24 protein-coding genes are annotated in these 23,122 nt (G+C 71.7%); 14 read left to right on the forward strand and 10 right to left on the reverse strand.

What is annotated here, in order from left to right:
- Window positions 1-104 precede the first annotated feature (104 nt).
- The gene (locus ACIBI5_RS20860) at window positions 105-1,118 is read left to right on the forward strand and encodes a LacI family DNA-binding transcriptional regulator (protein ID WP_397249032.1); all 1,014 of its coding nucleotides are present in this window, start codon (window positions 105-107) and stop codon (window positions 1,116-1,118) included.
- On the opposite strand, the gene ACIBI5_RS20865 is transcribed toward ACIBI5_RS20860, so the two are convergent.
- Complete coding sequence (locus ACIBI5_RS20865; protein WP_397249034.1) at window positions 1,054-1,671, reverse strand: TetR/AcrR family transcriptional regulator; 618 nt, start codon at window positions 1,669-1,671, stop codon at window positions 1,054-1,056. The genes ACIBI5_RS20860 and ACIBI5_RS20865 overlap by 65 nt on opposite strands.
- Before the next feature lie 103 nt (window positions 1,672-1,774).
- Between ACIBI5_RS20865 and ACIBI5_RS20870 the strand changes: the two genes are divergently transcribed.
- The 8 genes from ACIBI5_RS20870 to ACIBI5_RS20905 all read left to right on the forward strand — a co-directional run bounded on the left by ACIBI5_RS20870 (window position 1,775) and on the right by ACIBI5_RS20905 (window position 9,921).
- Window positions 1,775-2,779, forward strand: a complete 1,005-nt coding sequence (locus ACIBI5_RS20870) for an agmatine/peptidylarginine deiminase (protein ID WP_397249036.1) — start codon at window positions 1,775-1,777, stop codon at window positions 2,777-2,779.
- Window positions 2,776-3,702, forward strand: a complete 927-nt coding sequence (locus tag ACIBI5_RS20875; RefSeq protein ID WP_397249038.1) for a nitrilase-related carbon-nitrogen hydrolase — start codon at window positions 2,776-2,778, stop codon at window positions 3,700-3,702. The genes ACIBI5_RS20870 and ACIBI5_RS20875 overlap by 4 nt, the downstream gene beginning before the upstream one ends.
- Window positions 3,703-3,717: 15 nt before the next feature.
- Complete coding sequence (locus ACIBI5_RS20880; RefSeq protein WP_397249040.1) at window positions 3,718-5,301, forward strand: ABC transporter substrate-binding protein; 1,584 nt, start codon at window positions 3,718-3,720, stop codon at window positions 5,299-5,301.
- Complete coding sequence (locus ACIBI5_RS20885) at window positions 5,298-6,254, forward strand: ABC transporter permease (protein WP_397249042.1); 957 nt, start codon at window positions 5,298-5,300, stop codon at window positions 6,252-6,254. Before ACIBI5_RS20880 ends, ACIBI5_RS20885 begins: the two co-directional genes overlap by 4 nt.
- The gene (locus tag ACIBI5_RS20890; RefSeq protein ID WP_397249044.1) at window positions 6,251-7,096 is read left to right on the forward strand and encodes an ABC transporter permease; all 846 of its coding nucleotides are present in this window, start codon (window positions 6,251-6,253) and stop codon (window positions 7,094-7,096) included. The genes ACIBI5_RS20885 and ACIBI5_RS20890 overlap by 4 nt, the downstream gene beginning before the upstream one ends.
- Entirely contained in the window at window positions 7,093-8,016 is a 924-nt protein-coding gene (locus tag ACIBI5_RS20895; RefSeq protein WP_397249046.1) for an ABC transporter ATP-binding protein, read from the forward strand. Before ACIBI5_RS20890 ends, ACIBI5_RS20895 begins: the two co-directional genes overlap by 4 nt.
- Complete coding sequence (locus ACIBI5_RS20900) at window positions 8,009-8,758, forward strand: ABC transporter ATP-binding protein (protein WP_397249048.1); 750 nt, start codon at window positions 8,009-8,011, stop codon at window positions 8,756-8,758. Before ACIBI5_RS20895 ends, ACIBI5_RS20900 begins: the two co-directional genes overlap by 8 nt.
- Window positions 8,759-8,844: 86 nt before the next feature.
- On the forward strand, window positions 8,845-9,921 hold the full coding sequence (locus ACIBI5_RS20905; RefSeq protein WP_397249050.1) for an agmatine deiminase family protein: 1,077 nt from the start codon (window positions 8,845-8,847) through the stop codon (window positions 9,919-9,921).
- Here ACIBI5_RS20905 and ACIBI5_RS20910 read toward each other — a convergent pair.
- Window positions 9,918-11,309 carry a serine hydrolase domain-containing protein gene (locus ACIBI5_RS20910; protein WP_397249052.1) on the reverse strand — a complete coding sequence of 464 codons (1,392 nt, stop codon included), beginning with the start codon at window positions 11,307-11,309 and terminating at the stop codon, window positions 9,918-9,920. The genes ACIBI5_RS20905 and ACIBI5_RS20910 overlap by 4 nt on opposite strands.
- Window positions 11,310-11,414: 105 nt before the next feature.
- On the opposite strand from ACIBI5_RS20910, the gene ACIBI5_RS20915 reads away from it, so the two are divergent.
- From ACIBI5_RS20915 to ACIBI5_RS20930, 4 genes are all read left to right on the forward strand, one after another.
- Window positions 11,415-12,131, forward strand: coding sequence for a TetR/AcrR family transcriptional regulator (locus tag ACIBI5_RS20915; protein ID WP_397249054.1), 717 nt, complete (start codon window positions 11,415-11,417; stop codon window positions 12,129-12,131).
- Window positions 12,132-12,477: 346 nt separating this feature from the next.
- Window positions 12,478-13,149, forward strand: a complete 672-nt coding sequence (locus ACIBI5_RS20920) for a GPP34 family phosphoprotein (RefSeq protein ID WP_397249056.1) — start codon at window positions 12,478-12,480, stop codon at window positions 13,147-13,149.
- A gap of 20 nt (window positions 13,150-13,169) precedes the next feature.
- Complete coding sequence (locus tag ACIBI5_RS20925; protein ID WP_397249058.1) at window positions 13,170-14,639, forward strand: APC family permease; 1,470 nt, start codon at window positions 13,170-13,172, stop codon at window positions 14,637-14,639.
- 25 nt (window positions 14,640-14,664) lie between these two features.
- Window positions 14,665-15,249 carry a GNAT family N-acetyltransferase gene (locus tag ACIBI5_RS20930; RefSeq protein WP_397249060.1) on the forward strand — a complete coding sequence of 195 codons (585 nt, stop codon included), beginning with the start codon at window positions 14,665-14,667 and terminating at the stop codon, window positions 15,247-15,249.
- Between the two features lie 135 nt (window positions 15,250-15,384).
- On the opposite strand, the gene ACIBI5_RS20935 is transcribed toward ACIBI5_RS20930, so the two are convergent.
- The gene (locus ACIBI5_RS20935; protein ID WP_397249062.1) at window positions 15,385-16,074 is read right to left on the reverse strand and encodes an SDR family NAD(P)-dependent oxidoreductase; all 690 of its coding nucleotides are present in this window, start codon (window positions 16,072-16,074) and stop codon (window positions 15,385-15,387) included.
- Between the two features lie 96 nt (window positions 16,075-16,170).
- On the opposite strand from ACIBI5_RS20935, the gene ACIBI5_RS20940 reads away from it, so the two are divergent.
- Window positions 16,171-16,581, forward strand: a complete 411-nt coding sequence (locus ACIBI5_RS20940) for a winged helix-turn-helix transcriptional regulator (protein ID WP_397249064.1) — start codon at window positions 16,171-16,173, stop codon at window positions 16,579-16,581.
- Here the strand turns inward: ACIBI5_RS20940 and ACIBI5_RS20945 are convergent.
- From ACIBI5_RS20945 to ACIBI5_RS20975, 7 genes are all read right to left on the reverse strand, one after another.
- Complete coding sequence (locus tag ACIBI5_RS20945) at window positions 16,578-17,738, reverse strand: MFS transporter (protein WP_397249066.1); 1,161 nt, start codon at window positions 17,736-17,738, stop codon at window positions 16,578-16,580. The two genes, ACIBI5_RS20940 and ACIBI5_RS20945, sit on opposite strands and share 4 nt — an antisense overlap.
- 43 nt (window positions 17,739-17,781) lie before the next feature.
- On the reverse strand, window positions 17,782-18,219 hold the full coding sequence (locus tag ACIBI5_RS20950; protein WP_397249068.1) for an iron chaperone: 438 nt from the start codon (window positions 18,217-18,219) through the stop codon (window positions 17,782-17,784).
- A 47-nt stretch (window positions 18,220-18,266) separates the two neighbouring features.
- The gene (locus ACIBI5_RS20955; protein ID WP_397249070.1) at window positions 18,267-18,563 is read right to left on the reverse strand and encodes a hypothetical protein; all 297 of its coding nucleotides are present in this window, start codon (window positions 18,561-18,563) and stop codon (window positions 18,267-18,269) included.
- 95 nt (window positions 18,564-18,658) lie between these two features.
- Complete coding sequence (locus ACIBI5_RS20960; RefSeq protein WP_397249072.1) at window positions 18,659-19,132, reverse strand: carboxymuconolactone decarboxylase family protein; 474 nt, start codon at window positions 19,130-19,132, stop codon at window positions 18,659-18,661.
- Window positions 19,133-19,201: 69 nt separating this feature from the next.
- Window positions 19,202-20,518: a hypothetical protein gene (locus ACIBI5_RS20965; protein WP_397249074.1), complete on the reverse strand. Its 1,317-nt coding sequence runs from the start codon at window positions 20,516-20,518 to the stop codon at window positions 19,202-19,204.
- Window positions 20,515-21,858 carry a hypothetical protein gene (locus tag ACIBI5_RS20970; RefSeq protein WP_397249076.1) on the reverse strand — a complete coding sequence of 448 codons (1,344 nt, stop codon included), beginning with the start codon at window positions 21,856-21,858 and terminating at the stop codon, window positions 20,515-20,517. Before ACIBI5_RS20970 ends, ACIBI5_RS20965 begins: the two co-directional genes overlap by 4 nt.
- Complete coding sequence (locus ACIBI5_RS20975; protein ID WP_397249078.1) at window positions 21,851-23,122, reverse strand: MFS transporter; 1,272 nt, start codon at window positions 23,120-23,122, stop codon at window positions 21,851-21,853. Before ACIBI5_RS20975 ends, ACIBI5_RS20970 begins: the two co-directional genes overlap by 8 nt.

The raw sequence follows: 23,122 nt of genomic DNA on the forward strand, positions 1-23,122 counted from the left end.
TGCCTAGAGGCCACAGTGTGTGCGCGAAAAAACGTTTCTTCAAGAGCCGTTGCAGAAACGTTTTTTCAGTTTTCGGGTCCCGGCCAGGCGGTAGATTTCCGACCATGGGCAGGCCGAAGCGAGTGACGATCCGCGACGTGGCCAAGGCGGCCGCCGTCTCGATCACCACCGTCTCCGACGCGCTCAACGGCAAGGGCCGCCTGCCCGCCGCCACCAGGGACCGCGTCGTGGCCGTGGCCGCCGGCCTCGGTTACCACGCCAGCCCGAACGCGCGCCGCCTGCGCCAGGGCCGTACCGGCGCCATCGGGCTGTACCTGCCCGACCGGGCCTCCGGCCTCGACTACTACATGAACGTCGCGCTCGGCGCCGCCGACGCGGCCTTCGCCCGTGACCTCACGCTGACCCTGATGCCCATCAGGCCCGACGCCCGGCAGAAGATCTCCGCCGATCTCCTGGACGGCCTCATCGTCGTCGACCCCATGCTCACCGATCCCGTGCTCGACACGCTGGCCGGGCTCGACGTGCCCATCGTGAGCTGCGAGCGCGACCTGGGCTCGCCGGTCAGGTTCGCCGGCGTGGTGACGGCCGACAACCGCGCCGCCGTTCACGAACTGCTCGGCCACCTCGCGCGGCGGGGCGCCACGACGATCGGGCTGCTCGGCCTGGCGGGCGACACCGCGTTCGGCAGCGACGTGCACGCCGCCTACCTCGACTGGTGCGCCGCGCGCGGTCAGCCTCCGCTCATCAGCCAGACTCCCTTCGTCGACTCGGCGGAGTCCCGGTACCAGGCCGCCGACCGGCTACTGAACGATCACCCGGAGATCGACGCCGTCGTCAGCGCGCCCGAGGGCGGCGCGCTCGGCATCCTCCAGGCGGCGGAACGGCACGGCATCCGGGTACCCGAAGACATGCTCATCGCCTCGTGCGTCGACCACTCCTCCCTCTGGAGCGCCAAGCCGCCGATCACGGCCATCGACCTGAACCCGCGCCTCATGGGCCGGTACGGAGCCGAGCTCCTCGCCGACCTCCTGGAGGGCAGGGCCGCGGCCCCCGTCACGCGGGCCCTGCCGACCCGTCTGGTCGAACGTGACTCGACGCTTCCCCGAGCTCCGCGATGACGGCGCCCCCCACCAGCTCGCGGGCGCGCTCCAGGGTCATCGATCCGCTGAGCCAGCGTTCGCTCACGCCTTCGACCAGGGCGGTCAGCCGTTCCGCCACGTCGAGCGGGTCGGCCCGCGCGGCGGCCAGCCCGGCCGCCTGAGCCTGCCTGATCATGGCGGCGAGGTCGTCGACCCAGCCGCGCGTGGAGGTGCTGAGCGGCTCGCGCAGGTCGGGGTTGAAGACCGCGCTGGCCCGCAGCTCACCCCAGGCCGCGCTGTTCTCCCGGACCGCGGGGGTGTCCTGCAGTTCGAGGAGCAGGAGCAGTTCGAGCTGCTCGCGCGGGTCCTTGCCGATCTCCATGGCCTCGTGCGTGTAGCGGCCGGCGCGCTCGTTGACGAACTCCAGCGTCTTGCGCATGAGCCCGGCCCGGTCGCCGAAGTGGTAGTAGATCAGCGCGGTCGACACTCCGGCCTCGGCGGACAGCTTTTCCACCCGTAGCCCGCGCACGCCGCTGTGGGCGATGACGCGGACGGCCGCTTCCAGGATCTGCCGCTGGCGATCGGACGACATTTCACCTCACGTCGCAGGGTCGGGGACACCTTGACTGAATCTTCAGTCGGTGGGCACTATAGCAACTCCGTAAGGCTGACTGAATTTTCAGACAGGAGTGATCATGCGTATGCCCGCCGAATGGGCCGTCCATGACGGCTGCCTCATGGCCTGGCCGACCCGGGAGGAACTGTGGGGCGACGTGCTCACCTCCGCCCGGCAGGAGTACGCGGCGGTGGCCCGCGCCGTCGCGCGGTTCGAGCCGGTGACGATGGTGGCGCTGCCCGGCCAGGGAGAACAGGCGCGTGCGCAGTGCGGCGACACGGTCGAGGTGGTCGAGCTGCCGATCGACGACTCGTGGCTGCGCGACTCCGGCCCGATCTTCGTGCTCGGCCCGGACGGCTCCCGCGCCGGCGTGGACTTCCGCTTCAACTCCTGGGGCGGCAAGCACCACCCCTGGGACCACGACGACAGGATCTCCGCCCTGCTCCTGGAGCGCCTCGGCGTCACCCGCGTCGAGTCCGGCATGATCCTTGAGGGCGGCGCGATCACCGTCGACGGCGAAGGCACGCTGATCACCACCGAGCAGTGCCTGCTCCACCCCAACAGGAACCCCGGCCTGACCCGCGCCGAGATCGAGGACGAGCTCAAGGCCAGGCTGGGCGTCACCAAGGTGATCTGGCTGCCGTACGGCGGGCTGGAGGACCGGGAGACCGACGGCCACGTGGACGGCGTCGCCGCGTTCACCGCCCCCGGCAAGGTGCTCATCCAGCTCCCCGACGACCCCGGGCACCCCGACTACGCCCGCATGCGCGCCAACAAGGCGGTCCTGGAGGCCTCCACCGACGCCGCGGGCAGATCGTTCGAGCTCGTCGAACTGCCCCAGAGCGCGTTCACCGAGGTGGCCGGAGAGCGGATCGAGGTCGGCTACCTGAACTTCTACGTGGCCAACGGCGGCGTGGTCGTCCCCGTCGCCGGGGCCGAGGCCGACGAGAAGGCCCTGGCCGTCATCGCCGGCGCCTTCCCCGGCCGCACCGTGGTCGGCGTGCGCACCCCGGTCATCGCCTACGGCGGTGGCGGCGTGCACTGCGTCACCCAGCAGATCCCGGCCGCCGGGCAGGCCTCGTGAACTACGTCGAACTGACCTCCTACGGCTCGCCGCTCGGCTCACCGGCCCGGCCCGGCACGGAACCCGGCACGCTCCTGCGAGTGGGCCTGGTCCAGATGCGCTGGCAGCCCGACGAACGGGCCCACGACGAGGCCCTGCGCACCGGGGTACGCCTGGCCGCCGGCCTCGGCGCCGAGGTGGTCTGCCTGCCCGAGCTCACCCGCAGCCCCTACTTCGCCGCCGACAAGACGCGGGCGCAGGACGCCGCCCGCCACATGGAGGACCTGCCCGGCGGCCCCACCACCGCGCTCGCCACCGAACTGGCCGCGGACCTGGGCGTCGTGGTGCACGCCTCCCTGTACGAGCGGGCCACCGACGGCGGCCTCGGCTACAACACCGCGATCTGCGTGGACCCGGACGGCGCCCTGCTGGCGCGCACCCGCAAACTGCACATCCCGCGCTTCCCCGGCTACCACGAGGACCTGTGCTTCCGCCCCGGCGACACCGGCTTCCCCGTGACCGAGATCCGCGGCGCCAGGTTCGGCTTCCCCACCTGCTGGGACGAGTGGTTCCCCGAGCTGGCCAGGACCTACGCGCTGGAGGGCGCCCAGGTGCTGGTCCACCCGACGGCGATCGGCTCGGAGCCGGAACTGCCGCACTTCGACACCCGGCCCCTGTGGGAGCACGCCATCTCCGCCAACGGGCTGGCCAACGCCCTGTTCATGGTGGTGCCCAACCGGGTCGGCGCGGAAGGGCTCATCACCTTCTACGGCTCGTCGTTCATCTCCGACCCCTACGGCCGCGTGATGCTGCGCGCCCCGCGGGACCGGCCCGCCGTGCTCGTCGCCGACCTCGATCTGGACCAGCGGCGCGACTGGCTGGAGTTCGGCCTGATCAACACCCGGCGGCCGGAGCTCTACGGCGCGCTGACCCGCCCGATCTGACCTCAGGGAGAGCCCATGCGGATCGCAGCACTCACGGCCCTCACCTTCATGGCGGTGGCCTGCGGCGGGGCCGCCACCCCCCACTCCACCGCCGGCACGAGCTTCACGCTGTCGCCCACGACGCCGCCCGCCAAGGGCGAGATCGACGGCTTCACCTGGTCCATCTACGCCGAGCCGCCGACGCTCGACTACATCTACGCCTTCGACTACCCGCAGAACATGATCCTGTCCAACATCTGCGAGAGCCTGATGCGCTGGACCCCGCAGCTCGGCCTGGAGCCCGGCCTGGCCGAGGAGGTGAAGCAGCCGGACGCGAAGACGTTCGTCTACCGCATCCGGCCCGGGGTGAAGTACCACGGCGGCGGCGAGGTCACCGCCGACGACGTCGTCTTCAGCCTGCGCCGCCACCTGGACGCCGCCCTGGGCTCCTACTGGGCCAAGTCCTTCGACCGGGTCGCCTCGATCGGCAGGAGCGGCCCGATGGAGGTGACCGTACGGCTGAAGCGGCCGGACTCCCAGTTCAACCAGTGGATGGCCACCTCCGCGGGAACGGTCGTCAACCCGCGCGCGGTCCAGGCCAAGGGCCGCGACTACGGCAACCCGGACGGCGGCGTCGACTGCACCGGCCCCTACCGGCTCGGCCCGTGGCGCAAGGGCGAGTCGATCGCGCTCGACCGCTTCCCCGGCTACTGGGGCAAGAAGGCGAAGGCCGGACAGGTCGCCTTCCGCTTCATCACCGACCCGGCCGCCAGGACCAACGCGATGCTGACCGGCGAGGTCGACGGCGGCTACCTCATCGCCCCCGACAGCTACGCCGGCCTGCGCGCGGGCGGCAAGGGCACGCTCTACTTCGGCAAGAGCCTGACCACGGTCAACCTCGCCTTCACCAACCTCGAAGGCACACTGAGCGACGTCCGCGTACGGCGGGCGCTGTCGCTGGCCCTGGACCGCGACGGCTTCGTCAAGACGGGCCTGCAGGGCGTCGGCTCGATCGCCGCGGCGCCCGCGCCCCGCGACGCCTGGCCGAAGCAGACGCAAGCGCCGCCGGGCGCCAAGCGCGACGTGGCCGCGGCCAGGGAGCTCGTCCGGCAGGCCGGCGCCACCGGCAAGAAGATCACCGTGGCGACCAGCCCCATCGGCACCGACGTGTCGCTGCTGGCCACGGCCGTACAGGCGGCGGGCACCGAGATCGGCCTCGACGTCGAGCTCAAGACCATCGCGCCCGACGCCTACACCGCGCTGTTCTCCGACCCGAAGGCCCGCGCGGCCGTCGACCTGTTCCCCTGCACCTACTACCTGTCGATCACCGACCCGCTGGCCAGCTACTCGATCTTCCGCAGCGACGGCTTCGAGAACTACATGGGCTACGCCGACCCCGCCTACGACGCGCTCGTCGACCAGGCCGTCGCCGAGTACGACCCGGTCAAGCGGGCGGCGCTGACCGCCGGGCTGGGGCGGAAGGAGGCCGAGCAGGTGCTCTGGATCCCCGTCGCCGAATGGCCCACGTCCCTGTACCTCAGCAGGCGCATCACCGGCGCCCCGACCTCCATCGCCTACATGTACTACCCGTGGGCGGCCGACGTGGGCGCGGCCGGATGATCGCCCGCTTCATGCTGCGGCGCCTGCTGGAGCTGGCGCTGACGCTGGTGACCGCGTCGTTCCTGGTGTTCGGCGCGGTCCACCTGGCCCCTGGCCGCCCGGAGACCTTCCTGCTCGGCGGCCGGGCGGCCAGCCCGGAGGCGCTCGCGGCGATCCGGGCCCAGTACCACCTGGACGACCCGTTCCTCCTGCAGTACCTGAAGTGGGCGGGCGGCGTGCTCACCGGCGATCTGGGCCGGTCGATGCAGTACCGCAGCCCGGTGCTCGGGCTGATCGAGGCCCGGCTGCCGAGCACGCTGCTGCTCATCACCATGGCCGCCGTGCTGGTGGTGGTCTTCGGCATCGGCCTGGGCCGGCTGGCCGCGGTGGGCGGGCCCGCCACCGACTCGGCGGTGCTCGTCGGCACCTCGGTCGCGCTCGGCACCCCGTCGTTCGTCGCCGCCATCGGCCTGCTGTGGGTGTTCTCCGTGCAGCTCGGCTGGTTCCCGACGATCGGCAGCGGCGACGGGCTGCCCGACATGATCTACCACCTGGCGCTGCCGTCCCTGGCGCTGGCCCTGTACTGGACCGGCTGGCTCGCGCGGGTCACGCGCGGTGCCATGAAGGACCAGCTCGCCCTCGAACACGTCACCGTCGCCCGCAGCCGCGGCCTGCCCGAACGCCTGGTGATCCGCCGGCACGTCCTGCGCAACGCGCTCGGCCCCGTCGCCACCGTCAGCGGCCTGACCCTGTCCGGTCTGGTCATCAGCACCGTGCTGGTCGAGGCCGCCTTCGGCATCGGCGGGCTCGGCGCGCTGCTGGAAAGCTCCGTGCAGGTCAAGGACTTCCCCGTCGTCCAGGCCATCACGCTGCTGGTGGTCGCCCTGTTCACGGTGACGAACCTGATCGTCGACCTGTGCTACCCGCTGGTCGACCCCCGGGTTCGGCTCGGCGTACGGAGTGACGCCGTATGACCGCCGCCGGCGCAATCCTGCGCGGCCCGCGTGCCTCGCGGCACGGTCTCTACCTGACCTGTCTTGTCTTCGCCGCGCTGATGGTCCTCGTCGCGATCGCCGCGCCCCTGCTCACGCCCCACGACCCCAACGCCACCGACCTCGGCGCCGCCCTGACCGGCCCGTCCCCGGCCCACCCGCTCGGCGCCGACGCCGCCGGCCGCGACACCCTCTCCCGGCTCGTCGCCGGCGCGAGCACCTCGCTGCTGGGACCGATCGCCGTCGTCCTGTTCTCCACCGTCGCGGGAGTTCTGGTCGGCGTCGCCGCCGGCTGGTTCGGCGGCTGGCCCGACACGCTGCTGTCGCGCGCCGCCGAACTGCTGCTCGCCTTCCCCGCCCTGCTCGTGGCGATCGTCTTCGTCTCCCTGTACGGCACCGGCCTGGCCGCCCCGGTCATCGCCCTCTCCCTGGCCTACCTGCCGTACGTCAGCCGCCTGGCCCGCGACCTCACCCTCTCCGAACGCCGGCGCCCCTACCTGGCCGCCTACCGGGTGCAGGGCTTCTCCGGCCTGTCCATCTGCGCGCGCCACCTGATCCCCAACATCGCGCCCGTGGTGCTCGCCCAGTCCTCGGTCAACTTCGGCTACGCCCTGCTGGACCTGTCCGCCCTGTCCTACCTGGGCCTGGGCGTACCGCCCCTCACACCCACCTGGGGATCGATGATCAACGACGGCCAGTCCGCCCTGCTCCAGGGCCACCCCCTGTCGGCCATCCTGCCGTGCGCGGCGATCGTGCTCACCGTGGTGGCGTTCAACGTCGTCGCCGAGCACTGGGCCGACCGCGTGTCACGGAGGCGGGCATGAGCGTGCTGCGCGTCACCGGCCTGCGGATGTGGTTGCCCGGCACGCCGCGGCCCGTCCTCGACGGCGTCGAGCTGACCGTGGGCGAGGGCGAGACCGTGGCGCTGGTCGGGGAGTCCGGCTCGGGCAAGAGCCTCACCTCGCGGGCCGTGCTCGGGCTGCTTCCCGACGGAGCCGAGGTCGAGGGCGGCGTGGAGGTCGCGGGGCAGGACGTGCTCACGCTGACCCCTGCCCGGCTTCGGGAGCTGCGCCGCCGTACCGTCGCGATGATCTTTCAGGACCCGCGGGCGGGCATCAACCCGCTGCGCAGGATCGGTGACTTCCTGGTCGAGGGGCGGCCCGGATCGCGGGATCGCGCCCGCGAGCTGGTGGCCGCCGTCGGTCTGGAAGCACGGGTGCTGCGGCAGTACCCGCACGAGCTGTCGGGCGGCATGCTGCAGCGCGTCATGATCGCCGGGGCGCTGATGGGCGATCCGAAGCTGCTGCTGTGCGACGAGCCGACCACCGCGCTCGACATCACCACCCAGGCCGAGATCGTGGCCCTGCTGGCCGAGGTGCGGCGGCGGTACGGGACCGGGCTGTTGTTCGTCACCCACGATCTGGAGCTCGCCGCGGCCATCGCCGACCGTGTCCACGTCATGTACGCGGGCCGGATCGCGGAGAGCGGGCCGGCGGGAACGGTGTTCTCCCGCCCGCGCCACCCGTACACAGCGGCCCTGCTCGCGGCCACCCCGCGGGTGGAGGCGCCGCGGGCACGGCTGGCCACCATTCCCGGGCAGCCGCCCGATCCGCGGACCGAGCTCATCGGCTGCGCCTTCGCCCCGCGCTGCCCGCTGGCGACGGCCGTGTGCCGCACCGATCCACCCGAGCTGATCGCCCAGGTCGCCTGCCACCACGGCATCCCAGGGGGAGAGCGTGCTTGAAGTCGACGGGCTGTCCAAGTCCTACGGAAGCGTCCAGGCGGTCCGCGACGTCAGCTTCACGCTGGCCGAAGGCGGCTCGCTCGGCGTCGTCGGCGAGTCGGGGTCGGGCAAGACCACCACCGCCCGCATCGTCCTCGGCCTGGAGCGCCCCGACGCCGGACGCGTCACCGTGGGCGGGCACGACCGCTCCGTCCGGCGGCGCGGCCGTGCCGGACGGCTGCGCCTGGCCCGCGAGGCGCAGATCGTCTTCCAGGACCCGTTCCTGTCGCTGGACCCTCGGCTCAGCGCCAGGACGGTGCTGCGGGAGACCCTGAAGCTGCACTTCCCCGGCCTCGACCACGCGCGGCGGATCGCCGAGTTGCTCGACCAGGTGGGTCTGGGGGAGCGGGAGGCGGACGCGCTGCCGCGCCACCTGTCGGGCGGCCAGCGCCAGCGGGTGGCCATCGCCCGCGCGCTCGCGGTCGAACCGGCCGTCCTCGTCCTGGACGAGGCGGTCGCCGCCCTCGACGTCTGCGTCCAGGCGCAGATCCTCAACCTCCTGGCCGACCTGCGTGAGCGGACCGGCACCGCGTTCCTGTTCATCACCCATGATCTCGGCGTGGTGAGTCAGGTCACCGACCATCTGGTGGTCATGCGGCGGGGGGAGGTCGTCGAACGCGGTACGACGGCGTCCGTGCTGGCCGATCCACGACACGCCTACACCCGGCTCCTGCTGGCGTCGGTACCCCGGCCGCCCGGCTAGGCTGCATCCTAACCAAAATTTCAGTCAGGGGGACTGTGATGCGTATTTCTCGACGTCAGACGCTACAAACAGCGATGTTTGCGGCTATGGGGGGCGCGCTGAGCGCCTGCGGCGCGTCCGTGACGGGGTCCGGGGCGGCGAAGCAGGGGCCCACACCGAAGGCCGCCGGATGGCTGATGCCGGAGGAGACGCATCCGCACCAGAAGACGTTCATGTCGTGGCCGACCGAGCTCATCTGGAAGTCCGACACCGCGGGCGTGCGCGACGACATCGCCGGCATCGCCCGTGCGATCGCCGCCTTCGAGCCGGTGGTGCTCCTGGCCAACCCCGGCGACGTCAAGGCCGCGCAGCGCGCCTGCGGTTCACAGGTCGAGGTCGTGCCGATCCCGGTCGACGACCTGTGGATGCGCGACACCGGCCCCACCTTCGTGCTGCGCGGCAAGGACATCGCCGGCGTCGACTTCAACTTCAACGGCTGGGGCCGCAAGCAGAAGCACTCACGCGACAAGGACGTCGCCCGGCAGATCCTGGCCAGGGAGCGCGTCACCAGGATCCAGGCGCCGATCGTCGGGGAGGGCGGCTCGATCGAGGTCGACGGCGCGGGCACGCTGATGGCCACGGAGAGCTCACTGATCAACGACAACCGCAACCCCGGCAAGAGCCGGGCCGACATCGAAAGCGCGCTGACGCGGACCGTCGGCGCGACCACCTTCATCTGGGTGAAGGGCGTCAAGGGCAAGGACATCACCGACTACCACATCGACGCCCTGGCCCGGTTCTCCGAGCCCGGCGTCGTGGTGATCAGCACCCCGCCGGACGACGCTCCCCAGGACGTCTGGACCGGCGCCTACGACCAGGCGCGCAAGGTGCTCGACACGGCCGTCGACGCGCGCGGCAGGCGGCTGGAGCTCGTCGAGCTGCCCGAGCCGGTCGACATCGGCCGCCGCGGCGAGGGCTTCCTCGCCACGTACGTCAACTACTACGTGGTCAACGACGGCGTCATCCTGCCCCGCTTCGGCGACAAGAAGGCCGACAAGGACGCCGCCGCCATCGTCCGTGACCTCTATCCCGGGCGCGAGGTGGTCCAGGTGCCCGTCGACACCCTCGGCGAGGGCGGCGGCGGCATCCACTGCGCGACCCAGCAGATGCCCAAGCCGAACTAAGGCGCTTTGACGGCGACGCGCATGCCGACCTGCACGTACCGCCTGCCGTCCGGCAGCGTGGCGCAGACCACCGGCCAGAACTCCTCCCCGACCGGCATGCCCGCCGCGGCGAACACCGTGGCGGTCGCCGTCCGCGACACCGGCACCAGATCGGCCTCCAGCGGCGGGGAGAAGTGCCGCATCTCATCGACGAACTCGTAGCGCAGGCGCCCGCCGCCGTCCGCGCCCCGGCTGATGGTCGTGACGACCCCGGCCCGCGGGTACGTTCCTGCCAGCGGCGTCAGGTCCACCTCCGGCGGGTTCGCCGGCGGGGCGAAGGACGGCGGCATGTGCACCCCGGCCAGTTCGCCGAGCAGTTCCCGGAACAGGTCGGCGTACAGGCGGCCGGCCGCACCGCCGTTGGCCAGCAGCGCGACGGCCACGCCCGCGCCGGGCAGCACGCGCAGGAAGGAGAACTGGGAGACGGCGCTGCCGTCATGGCCGAAGCCGGGGACCCCGTTCCAGTCGTGCAGGGTCCAGCCGAGGCCCCAGCCGTCGGCCGAGACGCTCCACTTGTCCAGGCTGTCGGCCTCGCGCCGCCGCATCGCGGCGACCGCGTCGGCGGGCAGCACGCGGGCCCCGCCGGGGGCGAGCCCGCCGTCCAGGTGCATCTTGGCGAAGCGCACGACGTCCCCCGCCGAGACGATCACCCTCCCGTACGGCCCCGCCGAGCGCGGCATCATGTCCCAGATCGGCGCCGGTTCTGGCTCCCGGCCGGGCTCGCCCATGTGGCCCATCGCGGTGCGGAAGCGCAGCGCCTCCTCCGGCAGCGTCATCGAGTGCTCCAGGCCCAGCGGCTCGAACACTCGCTCCCTCAGCGCCTGGTCCCAGGTCCGGCCGGTCAGCACCTCGACCAGCCGGCCCAGCACCACGTAGCCGGAGCTGCCATAGGACAGCACCATGCCGGGCGGGCAGTCGAGCGGCACCTCGCGCAACGCCCGGACGTACTTGGCCAGGCAGTCGTCGCCCCGTCCCGAGTCGTACATGAAGTCGTTGGTCATGCCGCCGGTGTGCGAGAGCAACTGCCTGATCGTGATCGTCGCGGTGGCGTCCGGGTCGGGGGTGCCGAACTCGGGCAGCACGCCGGCCACGGGCGCGTCCAGGTCCAGCTCACCTTCGGCGGCCAGCTGCGTCACGAGGGTGGCGGTGTACACCTTGGCCAGCGAACCGGCCAGGAACACCGAGTCGGGTGTGGCGCGCACGCCGGTGCCGCGGTGCAGCAGCCCGCTGGCCAGCTCGTGGACGGTGCCGCCGGTCAGCACCGCCAGCGTGGCTCCGGGCACGTGGTGGGCGGCGCGCAGCTCGTCGAGCCTGGCCTGCCACCGGTCAGTGGGGAAGGGGGATGCCATGACTACCTCCGTACAGTGTTCGGGCTCCGCACACTGTACGGAGAGCGATTGGTGTGCGCAAGCCGTACACTGTGCGGAAGGGAGTGCGCGAGGCGAGGAGAAGGCATGTCCGGCGAGAAGGAACTGTCGGTGTGGACCCGTCCGCGACCCCAGCGGCGGGAGCAGCCGGCGCTGAGCCGCGAGCAGATCGTCGCCGCCGCGCTGGACCTGCTGGACGCCGAGGGCATCGACGCCCTGAGCATGCGCAAGCTCGGCACCCGGCTCAATGCGGGGGCCACCTCCATGTACACGCACGTGGCCAGCAAGGAGGAACTGCTCGAACTGGTCGTGGACGAGGTCTACGGCGAGATCGAGCCGCCGGCGCCGGGGGAGGACTGGCGGGCGGACATCGCGGGGTTCGCCCGGAACGTCCGGGCGGGACTGCTGCGCCATCCCTGGATCGGATCCGTGCTCGGCGAGGCCGGAGTGGCCTACCTGGGACCGAACGTGCTGCGCATGTCGGAGGGCACGCTCGCGGTGTTCGAGGCGGGCGGCTTCTCCCTGAAGGCCGCCGACCGGGCGCTGAACACGGTCATGGCCTACATCATCGGGCGGGCGGCCAGCGAGGCCGCGTGGCTGACGAGGCTGGCCCGCCGCGGCCAGAACGAGCAGGAATGGGCCGAACGCCTGTGGCCCGCGGCCGAAGAGGCCGTCAGGGCCTACCCCAGGCTCGCCGCCCTGTACGCGGACCAGCGCGGCCAGGACCAGCGGGAAGCCCGGGAGCGGGAGTTCGAGGACGGGCTCGCATGTGTCCTGGACGGCCTGGCGGCTCGGCTGAAATGAGGGCAAGTCACATTTGACATGGCGAAATTGCCCATCACCCTCATAGTGGCCTCATAAGCTGCGAGCCCGGCATAGAACCCCACGTTAAGCGCCATCTGCGCTAACGGAGAGACATATCGTGATTTATGTTCATGCCGATACTTGTGAAGAGTCAAGTGATGCTTGACGCCCTGTGGGTGTATTCACCATGATCAGCCGGGTTGGAAAAGTGCGGATTTGCGTGCCGGCAAATCCCGACAGGAGGCCCGGAATGGATCGCACCGTCGTTGGCACCCCTCGTCACCCCACAGCCCGCACCCGCGCGCCCGAGGGAGCAGCCTGACCGATTCGTCCCCCTCCGATCCCCATGACATCCCGACCCGTCCTTCCCCTGGCTGACGATCTGTTCCTCGTAGCCTGGGACGTCACCATTTCCGGGCAACCCCGCCTGCACCCGCACGGCATCGCCCTGGCGCTGGCCGGAGCCCTGCTGGGCGAGCTGGTGTTCGCCGGACGGCTGGCCGTACGCGAAGAACAGCTCGTCGTCGTCGGCCGGGGCGCCGTCCAGGACCCCCTGGCCGCCAGCGTGCTGGCCGAACTGGTCGCGCACCCGCAGCACACCTCGATCCCCACCTGGCTGGCCTACATGGAGAGCCAGGCCACCACCATGGTCGCCGACCGGCTCATCGGCGACGGGCTGCTCGTCCGCGAACAGCCCCGCCTGCTCAAGAACCGCCAGTGCCGCTACCGCTACGCCTCCCGCGCCGTCTTCGGCCGGGCCGCCTGGCCCCCGGAGCGGCTGCGGGGCTGCCTGGTCGCGCACCGTCCCGTCCCCGACCAGGACATGATGCTCCTCGCCCTGGTCGACGCGTGCGGCCTGACCCCCGTGCTGCTGAACGACCCCGCCATGCGCCGGACCGGCGAGGCCTATCTGGCGACCGTCCTGCGCGCCCTGCCCGCGCCGCTGACCGTCCTGGCCCGCCAGGTACGCGCCGCCGTCGGCAACGCCGTCCTCACCTACCGCACCCGCCGCCTCTGACTCCCCTGGAAAGGACCCCCGTGACCACGCAGCATCGCCACCCCCCGGGCGACCGGATCACCGCCGCGCTGGCCGCCAACCGCCTCGGCGTGCCCGCCGTCGCGTTCTTCGTCCTGTCGGCAGCCGGGCCGCTCAGCGTCATCGCCGGAGTGGTGACCACCGGCTACGCCGTCACCGGGATCACCGGCCTGCCGATCGCGTTCCTCGTGGTCGGCGCGGTCCTCGCGCTGTTCGCCGTCGGGTACGTGGCGATGGCCCGCTACATGGCCAACGCCGGGGCCTTCTACACCTATGTCACCCACGGCCTGGGCCGTCCCGCCGGAGTAGCCGCCGCCTGGGGGGCGCTGCTGGCCTACAACTCCATCCAGGTCGCCCTGTACGGTGTGTTCGGCGCCGCCTCCGTCCCGCTGCTGGCCGCCTGGCTCGGCATCACCCTGCCCTGGTGGATCATCGCCGTGGTGGCCTGGGCGCTGGTCGCGGTGCTCGGCCTGTCCCGCGTCGACCTCAACGGCCGCGTGCTGGCCGTCCTGCTGACCGCCGAGATCGCGATCATCCTCCTGTTCGACCTGGCCGACCTGCTCAACCCCGCCGGGGCGTCGCTGGCCTGGGAGGCGCTGTCACCGGCCGCGTTGTTCTCGCCCGGGATCGGGGCGCTGCTGGTCATCGCCATCCTGGGGTTCGTCGGGTTCGAGGCCGCCGTCGTGTTCTCCGAGGAGTCGCGCGACCCGCGCCGCACCATCCCCGCCGCCACCTACCTGTCCGTCGCCGTGATCGCCGGTGTGTACGCGCTGTCGTCCTGGGTCATGCAGGTGGCCATCGGTCCCGCCAACATCGCCGCCGTCGCCCGCCGCGACAGCGCGGAGACCATCTTCATCCTCGCCGCCGACCACATGGGCGACGTGGTCGCCACCATCGGCCGGGTCCTCTTCATCACCAGCACCTTCGCCGCCATGCTCTCCTTCCACAACACCAGCGCCCGCTACCTGTTCGCGCTCGGCCGCGAACGCGTGCTGCCCGAGGTGTTCGGCCGCACCACCGCCCGCACCGGCGCCCCCAAGACCGGATCCATCGCCCAGAGCTGCCTCGGCCTGCTGGTCATCGTCGTCTACGCCGTCCTCGGACTCGACCCGATGGTCCAGCTGTTCTACTTCGGCGGCACCTTGGGCGGCTTCGGCATCCTGGTGCTGCTCACCGTGACCGCGATCTCCGTGCCGATCTACTTCGCCCGCAACCCCCACACCGAACCCCGCACCCACGCCCTCATCGCCCCGGTGGCCGCCGCCGTCATCCTGGTGGTCATGCTCGGGCTGGCCGTCACCAACTTCTCCACCCTGCTCGGCGTGCCCGAGGGCGAGCCGATCGCGGTCATCCTGCCCAGCCTGTACGGCATCGCCGCCGTACTCGGCCTGATCTGGGCCTTCGTCCTGCAACGCCACCGCCCCGGCATCTACCTCCAGATCGGCCAGGGCGCCAAGGCCGTCGCGTCCTGATCCGCCACCCCGAAGGAGCACACCCGTGTCCGAGTCCCGCGTCGTTCACCGGGCCGACTACACCGACGTCGACCAGGTGGCTGCCCTGGTCGGCACCGCCTTCGCCGGTCTGGGGGTTGTGGCGTACATGATCTCCGACCCGGAACGGCGCGCACCGGTCATGTCCGCCTGGGCCGCCATCCTCGTCGAGGACGCGCTCAAGAACGGTCACATCGACCTCGTCGCCGATGAGTCCGGCCTGCTGGGCGCCGCCGTCTGGTTCCACCGCGAGGCGCCTCTGCCCGCGCCGGACGACTACGACGGGCGTCTGGCGGAGGCGGTGGGAGAGCATCGGGAGCGCTTCCAGATCGTGGACGAGCTCCTGGAGGAGCACCATCCTCACGCGCCCCACCACCACCTGCTGTTCCTGGCCGTGCACCCGGACCACCAGAACCGCGGCCTGGGCAGCGCCCTGATGGACCACCACCACGCCACCCTGAACGGCCTGCCCGCCTACCTGGAGTCCGCCAGCCCGGAAAGCAGCCGCCTGTACGCCAGGCACGGCTACGTCGAGCGCCGCCCGATCGTCCTGCCGGACGGAGCCAGATTCTGGCCCATGTGGCGGCCCTGACGCCTGCCCGCCGACGCCCGCCCGCGCCTGCCCGGCCACCGACGCCCGGCCACCGACGGCGCCGGTGGCGCGGGCGGCCGGAGGTGACCGTCGGCCTCGGCCTCAGCACGATCTACCCGTGGTTCACGTCCGTCGCTAGTGCCGGGCGACGAGGGCGCGGAAGGCTTCCACGTCGCCGATGACCTCCTCCACCTGGTCACGCTGCCGGTACATGCGCAGGTAGCGGGCGCCGATGGCGTCGGGGTCGCCCTCGCCGCCGCCGGGGGCGATCCCGGTGGCTATGGTCACCGTCCCCACGTAGACGCCCTCGGGCTCGAGTTCGGCGTGCAGGGAGTGCGCCCAGTTGCGCAGTCCGGCCATCGCCGCGCCCACGTTGGCCAGGAACGGCGCGGGAACCGTCGAGGAGACGCCGGTGGTCAGCAGGACCGCGCCGTCGCCGCGGGCCCGCATGTCCGGCAGCACCTGGCCCACCGCGTGCACGGCGCCGAGCAGGTTCAGCTCGAACTGTGCCGTCGCCGACTCCACCGTGGTCTGAACGGCGTTGGTGATCGGCCCGGTGGGGCTGGGGCCGTACTCGAGGACGTCGATCGCCCCCAGCCGCTCCTTCGCCGCGGCCAGCGCGGCGGCGAGGGCGTCCCGGTCGCGGATGTCGGCGGGGAAGGCGGCCGCGCCGATGCCCAGGCCGGTGAGTTCCGCGACCAGCGCGTCCAGTTTCTCCGGGGTACGCGCGATCAGCCCGACCCGGAAGCCCGCGCGCCCGAACGCACGGGCGACCCCCATTCCCAGCCCCGGACCCGCACCCACGACCACCAGCGTCTCTGCCATGACCTGCTCCCTTACTCTTTGTTCGTAGCAGCATGGCCTGTTACTAATGTGGGGAACAAGACGGCACATCTGTGTCGGTGACGCACACGGAGGTAAGTGTTGGCGACCCGCGGCGTACTCTCCCCGCCCCTCGACGAGCCGGATCTGGAGGCGTGCCGGGAGGTGCTCCAGATTCTCGCGCTGATCGGCGACAAGTGGAGCATCATGGTCATCGGGCAGCTCCAGGACCGCACCCTGCGCTTCGGCGAACTGCACCGCGCCGTCACCGGCATCTCCCAGCGCATGCTCACCCGGACCCTGCGGCAGCTCGAACGCGACGGCCTGCTGTCGCGCCACGTCCACCCCAGCGTCCCGCCCCGCGTGGACTACGCGCTCACCGAACTCGGCACGACGCTGCTGGACTCCGTCGTCCGCCTCGGCGACTGGGCCAGGACGCACCGGCACGAGATCAACGGCAACCGCCGCCGCTACGACGCCGAGGTGGCCGCCCGCCCGCCGGCGCCCTAGCGATGGGCGGCGGCCGACACCGCCGCCAGCGCGGCCAGCCCGATCAGCGCCGCCGCCACGGCCCCCGCGTCGAACAACGGCCCGATGACCAGCCCGCCCGCGAAGGCCGCCAGCCCGGACACGAAGGCGTACAGGCCGTTGTAGACCCCGATCCGCCCCGCTGGCGCGCGGCCGACGATCGTCTGGAAGGCGGCCGGCGTGGTCAGGCCGTTGCCCAGCCCGCTCAGTACGGCCGCCGCCACCAGCACCGCCGCCTCCCACCCCGGCAGCGCCGGGTAGGCGGCCAGGACCAGGTAGCCGCCGCCCAGGAAGAGCAGGCCGCCGCGCATCACCCAGGGCCGTTCCGCCCGCCTGGCCACGAACGGCTGGACGCCTGCCGTCGCGACGGCGACCGTACAGAAGAAGAGGGTGATCAGGCCGGAGTGGCCGACGCTCAGCGGTACCACGGACACGGCCTGGCTGACCAGCAGCGTGCCCGGCGAGGTGACGACGGCGAAGCGAAGGAACGGCCGGTCGCGCACGACCTCGGCCACCCCCCGCGCGAGCATGAGGCCCTCGGAGCGCCCGTCGGGGCCGCCCACGCGGCGCAGCATCCAGAACAACACCGCCGCCACCGCCCACGCGGCGGCCGAGACGCTCGCCACGAGCACGAACCCGCCCGCCAGCAGCACCAGCCCGGCCGGCGGCCCGGCGACCGCGGCGATCTGGCCCGTCACCACGTACGTGCCGAAGCCCTTGGGCCGCACCCCGTCGGGCAGCCTGGCCAGCAGCGTCTGCGCCGCGGGATGGAACAGCGCCCCGCCGATCGCGAGCAGTAAGGCGCCGGCCACGAACCCGCTCAGCGTGTCGGCCAGCCCCAGCAGCCCGAACGCGGCGACCCTGAGCACGCACGCCGCCGCCCCCGCCAGGCCGGGACCGATCCGGTCGACCAGCCAGCCGAAGGGCAGGAACAGCGCGTACTGCATCGCCACCCGCAGGCCCAGCACCAGCGCGATCGTGCCCGCGAGCAGGCCGACGTCGTCGCGCAGGTGCGTGACCAGGTGGGCCATCACCGCGTAGTAGCCGAGAGAGGCGGCCAGCTGCACGCACACCACGGCCGCGATCACGCGACGGCCCGAGACGACCGGCGCTTCGGCGGGCGGGGAGAGACGCGGCAAGATCACCAATCCGGGAGCGGGGGAGCTCCCGAGGATACCGGCCTCAGCCGACGGCCTGCTTCACCAGCGCGGTGATCCGGGCCTCGACCTCTGGCGTCATCTCGAGCAGGCCGAAGGAGGTCGCCCACATCGGGCCGTCGTCCAGCTTCGCGTCGTCGCTGAACCCGAGCGTCGCGTAGCGGGTCTTGAACTTCGCCCTGCCCTGGAAGAAGCAGATGAGCTTGCCGTCCAGGGCGTACGCGGGCTGGCCGTACCAGAGCTTGGGCGCGAGGGACGGGGCGGCGGCGGTGACGACGGCGTGGACGCGCTCGCCCAGAATCCGGTCGTCCTCCGGCATCTCGGCGATCTTCTCCAGCACGTCCCGCAGGGCCTCGGCGGCCTTGTCGGCCTTCGTGCCGCGGCGCGCCGCCTTCTTCATCTCCGTGGCGTGGTCCTTCATCGCGGCCCGCTCCTCGGCCGAGAATCCCTCATAGGTGCTCATGGCAGATCTCCTTCGTGAAACTGGACTTGAAACGTATCGCCCGCCGGTCAGGACTCGTCGATGACCTGGCCGTTCTGGGCGGTGGCGTCCTGGGTCAGTGCCATGGTCAGCGGGGCCTCGGGGAACGTGGGCAGATCGGCGAAGGCGGCGCCCATCTGCCCGGCGCTCTCCCAGTGCCAGGTGTCGGTGTAGGAGCCGTCCTCCAGCCTGACCAGGACCGCGTGGGTGAGGCCCGGGTGGCTCTCTCGGATGGTGGCGATCAGCGAGCCACGCCGGGCCAGGAACTCCTCGAGGTCGGACTCGGCTACGGAGTAGCGGTGCGCGCGTACGACGGAACGGTTCATCTGTGCTCCTCGGTTGTTGTCCGTGTGAGAACAGAGTGCGCGCCGCAGTTAATACATCCGCTGTGCGCCGACGATGTATGGCCCGGCGGGGCCGTTCACCCCCACTGGCCGGGCTGGTAGCCGCCCGCGGGCTGCTGGGTGATGATGTTCATGCGGTTCCAGGCGTTCATGACGGCGATGGCCGAAACCAGGGCGGCGAGCTGGTCCTCGTCGTGGTGCTTGGCGGCGTTCGCCCATGCCTCGTCGGTGACGCCGACGGCCGCGTCGGCGACGCGGGTGCCCTGCTCGGCCAGTTCCAGGGCGGCCCGCTCGGCGTCGGTGAAGACCGTCGCCTCCCGCCAGGCCGCGACCAGGTTCAGGCGCACCGAGGATTCACCCGCGTGCGCGGCGTCCTTGGTGTGCTGGTCGATGCAGACGGCGCAGCCGTTGATCTGGCTGACGCGCAGCTGCACCAGCTCCAGCGTGGTGGCCGGCAGCGACGAGCCGGCCACCGCCCTGCTCGCCGAGACGAAGTACTTCGCGGCCTTGGCGCCGATCGGGTTGGCGGCGTAGTCGAACCGGGCTTCCATGAGAGCTCTCCTCGCGGTAATGGCTGATACACCCACACCACGAACGGCCCGGCGGAAAGGGGACACCTTTCAGTAGAGGAAGATGCCGGTGGTCCTGGTCGCCGGGGTGACGCCCATGCCGATGATCGGCGCCTCCGCGTGCGGCAGCGCCCTGATGTGCGAGCCCGCGTAGCCGTCCGGGGTGAGGAAGGCGTCCCAGGCCGCCGCCCACAGCTCCAGTTCGCCGGTGTCGGGGTTGACCACCGGTTCTGGGCGGGGCCGTACCCGGCGCTGGACCACCGCGCCGGTGGCGACCCCCTGCTCGACGGCGGCGCGCCAGGCGCCGGCGGGCACGTCCCAGCCCGCGACGATGCCGCTGCCGCCGAAGTCGGCCCACGGCTTGATGATCAGGTCGTCCTGCTGGTCCAGGCACTGCTCCGGCAGCTCGCCGGGCACCAGGCGCCTGGTCCAGGGGAGCACCCGGTCCACCAGCTCCAGCTCCTCGGCGGTCAGGGTCGCGCGGCAGCGGGCATCGGACAGCAGCGCCAGGCAGCCCTTGTTGTTGTAGATCTCGCTGGCGAGCGTCGTGAACAGGACCGCTGCGCCGTCGGCGTGCGCCCGCAGCACCGGCTCCACTGCCCGCTCGCCACCGGACGCCGCCATGATCTCGCCGATGTTGAAGTAGCGCAGCACCAGATCCACCCGACGCCCGCCCACGGTCAGGGCGGAGCCGTCGTAGGCCGTCTGGCTCAGCTCGCCCAGCACCACCTCGATGCCGAGCCCGGTCAGCGCCTCGGTGAACGACTCGACCAGGTTCAGGTACGTCCCCAGCTCTCCGTCCGCCTCCACGAAGCCGACGACCGGATCGCGCGAGCCGGTGACCGGGGCCGCCGCGGCGCGCAGGGCCGCGGCCACGCGCTCGCCGGTGTGCACGAAGTCCAGCGCGTGCTCGACGGCGAACGAACGGAACGCCGGCACCTCCAGGAGCGCCGCGGAGATCTGGGCCCGGTCGGCGCCGCCGAGGGCGCTGCCGAAGTTGAACTCCAGCAGGCGGAAGGAGTCTCCGTCGTGGTAGAGGTCGGCTCTGCCGTACAGGGTGGGGCGTTCCGGGAATTTGGCCAGCAAGGCCGAGCTGCGCGCGTCGAAGCCGAGCGCGGCGCAGAAGGCGGCCACGTCGCCGGCGTGCAGCCGCTCGGGCAGCGAGACCAGCACGTCGAACAGCCGCGTCAGGTCGGCGGCGAAGCCCAGGATGCGCTCGCGCTCCATGAAGAACGGACGCGGCAGCAGCCGGTGCGCGCAGGAGGCGGCGAACTTCTCCGTCAGCCGGATGTCGCTCATCGCCTTGGCCAGTTCGCTGCGGCCCGCCTCGCAGCGCTCGATGTAGATCTCGGTCACGTGGTCGGTCATAACGCTGCTCCTTCGACCAGGAAGACCCCCGTGGACGGTCCTGCTCCCAGCCCCCTGACGATGCTGGCGCCCTCGGGCATCGCCCTGGCGTAGCAGCCGGAATAGCGCCCGCCGGGCATGACGAACGGCCCCAGCACGCCCACCCAGCGCGACACCTGGTTCGTCTCCGGATCCATGACCTCGAACGGCTTCGGGCGTACGCGGCGCTGGACGATGGCGCCGGTGGTCCTGCCGTCGTCGAGCGCCTCGTGCCAGTCGCGTTCGCCGCTCTCCCAGCCGACCACGATGCCGGTGCTGCTGAAATTCGCGCGCGGCTTGAGTATCAGCTCGTCGCGGTGCTCGCGGCAGTAGTCCACGAGGTCGACCTGCTCGCCCTCGATCACCGAGTGGGACGTGCTGAGCGTGCGGGTCAGCGGCAGCACCCGGTCGACCAGCGCGATCTCCTCGGCGGTGAACGCCGCGCGCCACCGCTCGTCGGAGAGCATCGCCAGGCAGCCCTTGCTGTGGTAGAGCGCGCTGTCCAGCGTCGCCCACAGCACCACCCGGCCCTCCTCGTGGAGGCGCTCGACACGTTCGACCGCCTCCATCGGGGCCTCGCCGGAGACGATCTCGTTCTCGGTGTAGTACCGGAGCACGAGGTCGATCCGGCGACCGTGCAGCCACAGGCGGCCGTCGCGCTCGGTGACCTGGCCGATCTCGCCGAGCAGCATCTCGATGCCCTGGCCCGCCATCGCCTCGCGCAGCGACTCCACCATCGGCAGGTACACCTCCAGCCCGCCGTCGCACTCCAGGAACGCCACCACGGGGTCGGCGCCGCCGGTGATCGGGGCCGCCGCCTTACGCCACTCCTCGGCCAGCCGCCCGGCCGCGTTCACGTAGGACAGGCCGTGGCGCTCGGCGAAGTCACGGAACGCCGGTACGCGCATCAAGCCCGCCTCGACCGCCGATCGGTCGATGCCGCCGAGGGAGCTGCCGACGTTGAACTCCAGTGCCTTGTAGGAGTCGCCGTCGTGGTAGACGTCGGCCCTGCCGTACAGCAGAGGGGTGGCGCGGTAGCGGCGCAGGACGGCGTGCTTGGCCGGCTCCAGGCCCAGTTCCTTCAGGTAGGCGTCGAAGTCGCCCTCGAACAGCCGCGCGGGCAGCTGGAAGACCAGCTCGTAGAGAGCGTGCAGGTCGGCGGCGAGCGCGCGGGTGGGCTCGGCGTCCACGAACAGCGGGCGCGGCAGCGTGAGGTCGCCGCCGTGGGCGGCGAGGAAGGCCGGGCCGAACGGCGCCGCCTCCTTCGCCTCCAGAAGTGCCCGGTTGCCCGCGGACACCTCACCCAGGTAGCGCTCAGTCATCGGAGCGAACATCTGAACCTTCCTCTTCCGACGGAAGCTCGCGCATCCACCGCAGCGGCGAGAAATAGACCGGCAGCCAGGCCACCGTCAGGCCGATGACCGACACCCACAGCGCGGCGCGCACCCCGGCGAACTGGCCGACCAGGCCGGCGACACCCGCGCCGAGAGCCAGGGAGCCGGTCATGAGGAAGCGCATGGTGGCGTTCATCCGGCCCAGCAGCCGGTCGGGGGTGATGCGCTGGCGGAAACTGACCAGGACCACGTTGTTCATGCCGATCCTCAAGGTGACCGCGAGCCAGCACACGTAGGTGACCCACTGCCAGACCCCCCGCTGGACCAGCGGCACCAGCAGGCACAGAGGCGCGCCGGCCAGCCCGGCCAGCCACAGCGACGGACCGTAGCCGATGCGGTCGGCCACCCGCCTGGCCATCGACGAGCCGATCAGGATGCCCACGCCGCCGAAGGTGAAGAAGATGCCGATGTCGCCGGCGTTCAGGTGGAGCAGGCGGGTGAACACCAGCGGGATCGAGATGATGCCCACCATGAGGAACAGGTTGGTGACCGCGCCCTGCAGCGCGATCGGCCGCAGGAGCCGATGGCGCAGCACGAAGGAGACGCCCTCGCCGACCTCGCGCGCCAGGTGCCGGTCCGCCCGGCGTTCCGGCTCCGGCTCCTTGACCCGGATGCCGAACAGGCACAGCGCCGACCACAGATAGGTCGTCGCGGTGACCGCGATCGCGATGGGCGCGGCGGCCAGCTGGACCAGGAAGCCGCCCAGGCTCGGTCCCGCCACGGTCGCGCCGGCGTCCCAGGACTGCAGGTAGGAGTTGGCCTGGACCAGGCGTTCCCTGCCGACGGCCGTCGGCAGGTAGCTCAGGCTGGCCACGTCGAAGAAGACCCGCCCCACCCCGGTGAGCAGCGCCACCGCGAACAACTGCCAGATCGTCAGGACGCCCATCAGCCAGGCGACGGGGATCGAGGCCATGAGCAGGGCGCGGCCCAGGTCGGCGACGACCATCACCCAGCGCCGCCGGGTCCGATCCAGCCACGCGCCCGCCGGAAGCCCGATCAGCAGGAACGCCATCGTGTCCAGCACGCCGATCACCGCGACCTGGCCGGGGGAGGCGTTCAGCGCCGAGATGGCGACCAGCGGCAGCGCGACGAAGGCGATCTCGACGCCGACCAGGCTGGCCGCCGCGGCCATGAACACCCGCCGGAAGGCCTGGTGCGAGAAGAGGGAAGGGACTTTTTCTGTCGTGGCCAT

It is taken from the genome of Nonomuraea sp. NPDC050540 (assembly GCF_044457485.1).
GTDB lineage: Bacteria > Actinomycetota > Actinomycetes > Streptosporangiales > Streptosporangiaceae > Nonomuraea.

Bases quoted from the DNA above. Each gene is read 5' to 3' on its own strand.
- ACIBI5_RS20860 (WP_397249032.1), top strand. From the start codon at position 105: ATGGGCAGGCCGAAGCGAGTGACGATCCGCGACGTGGCCAAGGCGGCC.
- ACIBI5_RS20865 (WP_397249034.1), bottom strand. From the start codon at position 1,671: ATGTCGTCCGATCGCCAGCGGCAGATCCTGGAAGCGGCCGTCCGCGTC.
- ACIBI5_RS20870 (WP_397249036.1), top strand. From the start codon at position 1,775: ATGCGTATGCCCGCCGAATGGGCCGTCCATGACGGCTGCCTCATGGCC.
- ACIBI5_RS20880 (WP_397249040.1), top strand. From the start codon at position 3,718: ATGCGGATCGCAGCACTCACGGCCCTCACCTTCATGGCGGTGGCCTGC.
- ACIBI5_RS20885 (WP_397249042.1), top strand. From the start codon at position 5,298: ATGATCGCCCGCTTCATGCTGCGGCGCCTGCTGGAGCTGGCGCTGACG.
- ACIBI5_RS20890 (WP_397249044.1), top strand. From the start codon at position 6,251: ATGACCGCCGCCGGCGCAATCCTGCGCGGCCCGCGTGCCTCGCGGCAC.
- ACIBI5_RS20895 (WP_397249046.1), top strand. From the start codon at position 7,093: ATGAGCGTGCTGCGCGTCACCGGCCTGCGGATGTGGTTGCCCGGCACG.
- ACIBI5_RS20905 (WP_397249050.1), top strand. From the start codon at position 8,845: ATGGGGGGCGCGCTGAGCGCCTGCGGCGCGTCCGTGACGGGGTCCGGG.
- ACIBI5_RS20910 (WP_397249052.1), bottom strand. From the start codon at position 11,309: ATGGCATCCCCCTTCCCCACTGACCGGTGGCAGGCCAGGCTCGACGAG.
- ACIBI5_RS20915 (WP_397249054.1), top strand. From the start codon at position 11,415: ATGTCCGGCGAGAAGGAACTGTCGGTGTGGACCCGTCCGCGACCCCAG.
- ACIBI5_RS20920 (WP_397249056.1), top strand. From the start codon at position 12,478: ATGACATCCCGACCCGTCCTTCCCCTGGCTGACGATCTGTTCCTCGTA.
- ACIBI5_RS20935 (WP_397249062.1), bottom strand. From the start codon at position 16,074: ATGGCAGAGACGCTGGTGGTCGTGGGTGCGGGTCCGGGGCTGGGAATG.
- ACIBI5_RS20950 (WP_397249068.1), bottom strand. From the start codon at position 18,219: ATGAGCACCTATGAGGGATTCTCGGCCGAGGAGCGGGCCGCGATGAAG.
- ACIBI5_RS20955 (WP_397249070.1), bottom strand. From the start codon at position 18,563: ATGAACCGTTCCGTCGTACGCGCGCACCGCTACTCCGTAGCCGAGTCC.
- ACIBI5_RS20960 (WP_397249072.1), bottom strand. From the start codon at position 19,132: ATGGAAGCCCGGTTCGACTACGCCGCCAACCCGATCGGCGCCAAGGCC.
- ACIBI5_RS20965 (WP_397249074.1), bottom strand. From the start codon at position 20,518: ATGACCGACCACGTGACCGAGATCTACATCGAGCGCTGCGAGGCGGGC.
- ACIBI5_RS20970 (WP_397249076.1), bottom strand. From the start codon at position 21,858: ATGACTGAGCGCTACCTGGGTGAGGTGTCCGCGGGCAACCGGGCACTT.
- ACIBI5_RS20975 (WP_397249078.1), bottom strand. From the start codon at position 23,122: ATGGCCACGACAGAAAAAGTCCCTTCCCTCTTCTCGCACCAGGCCTTC.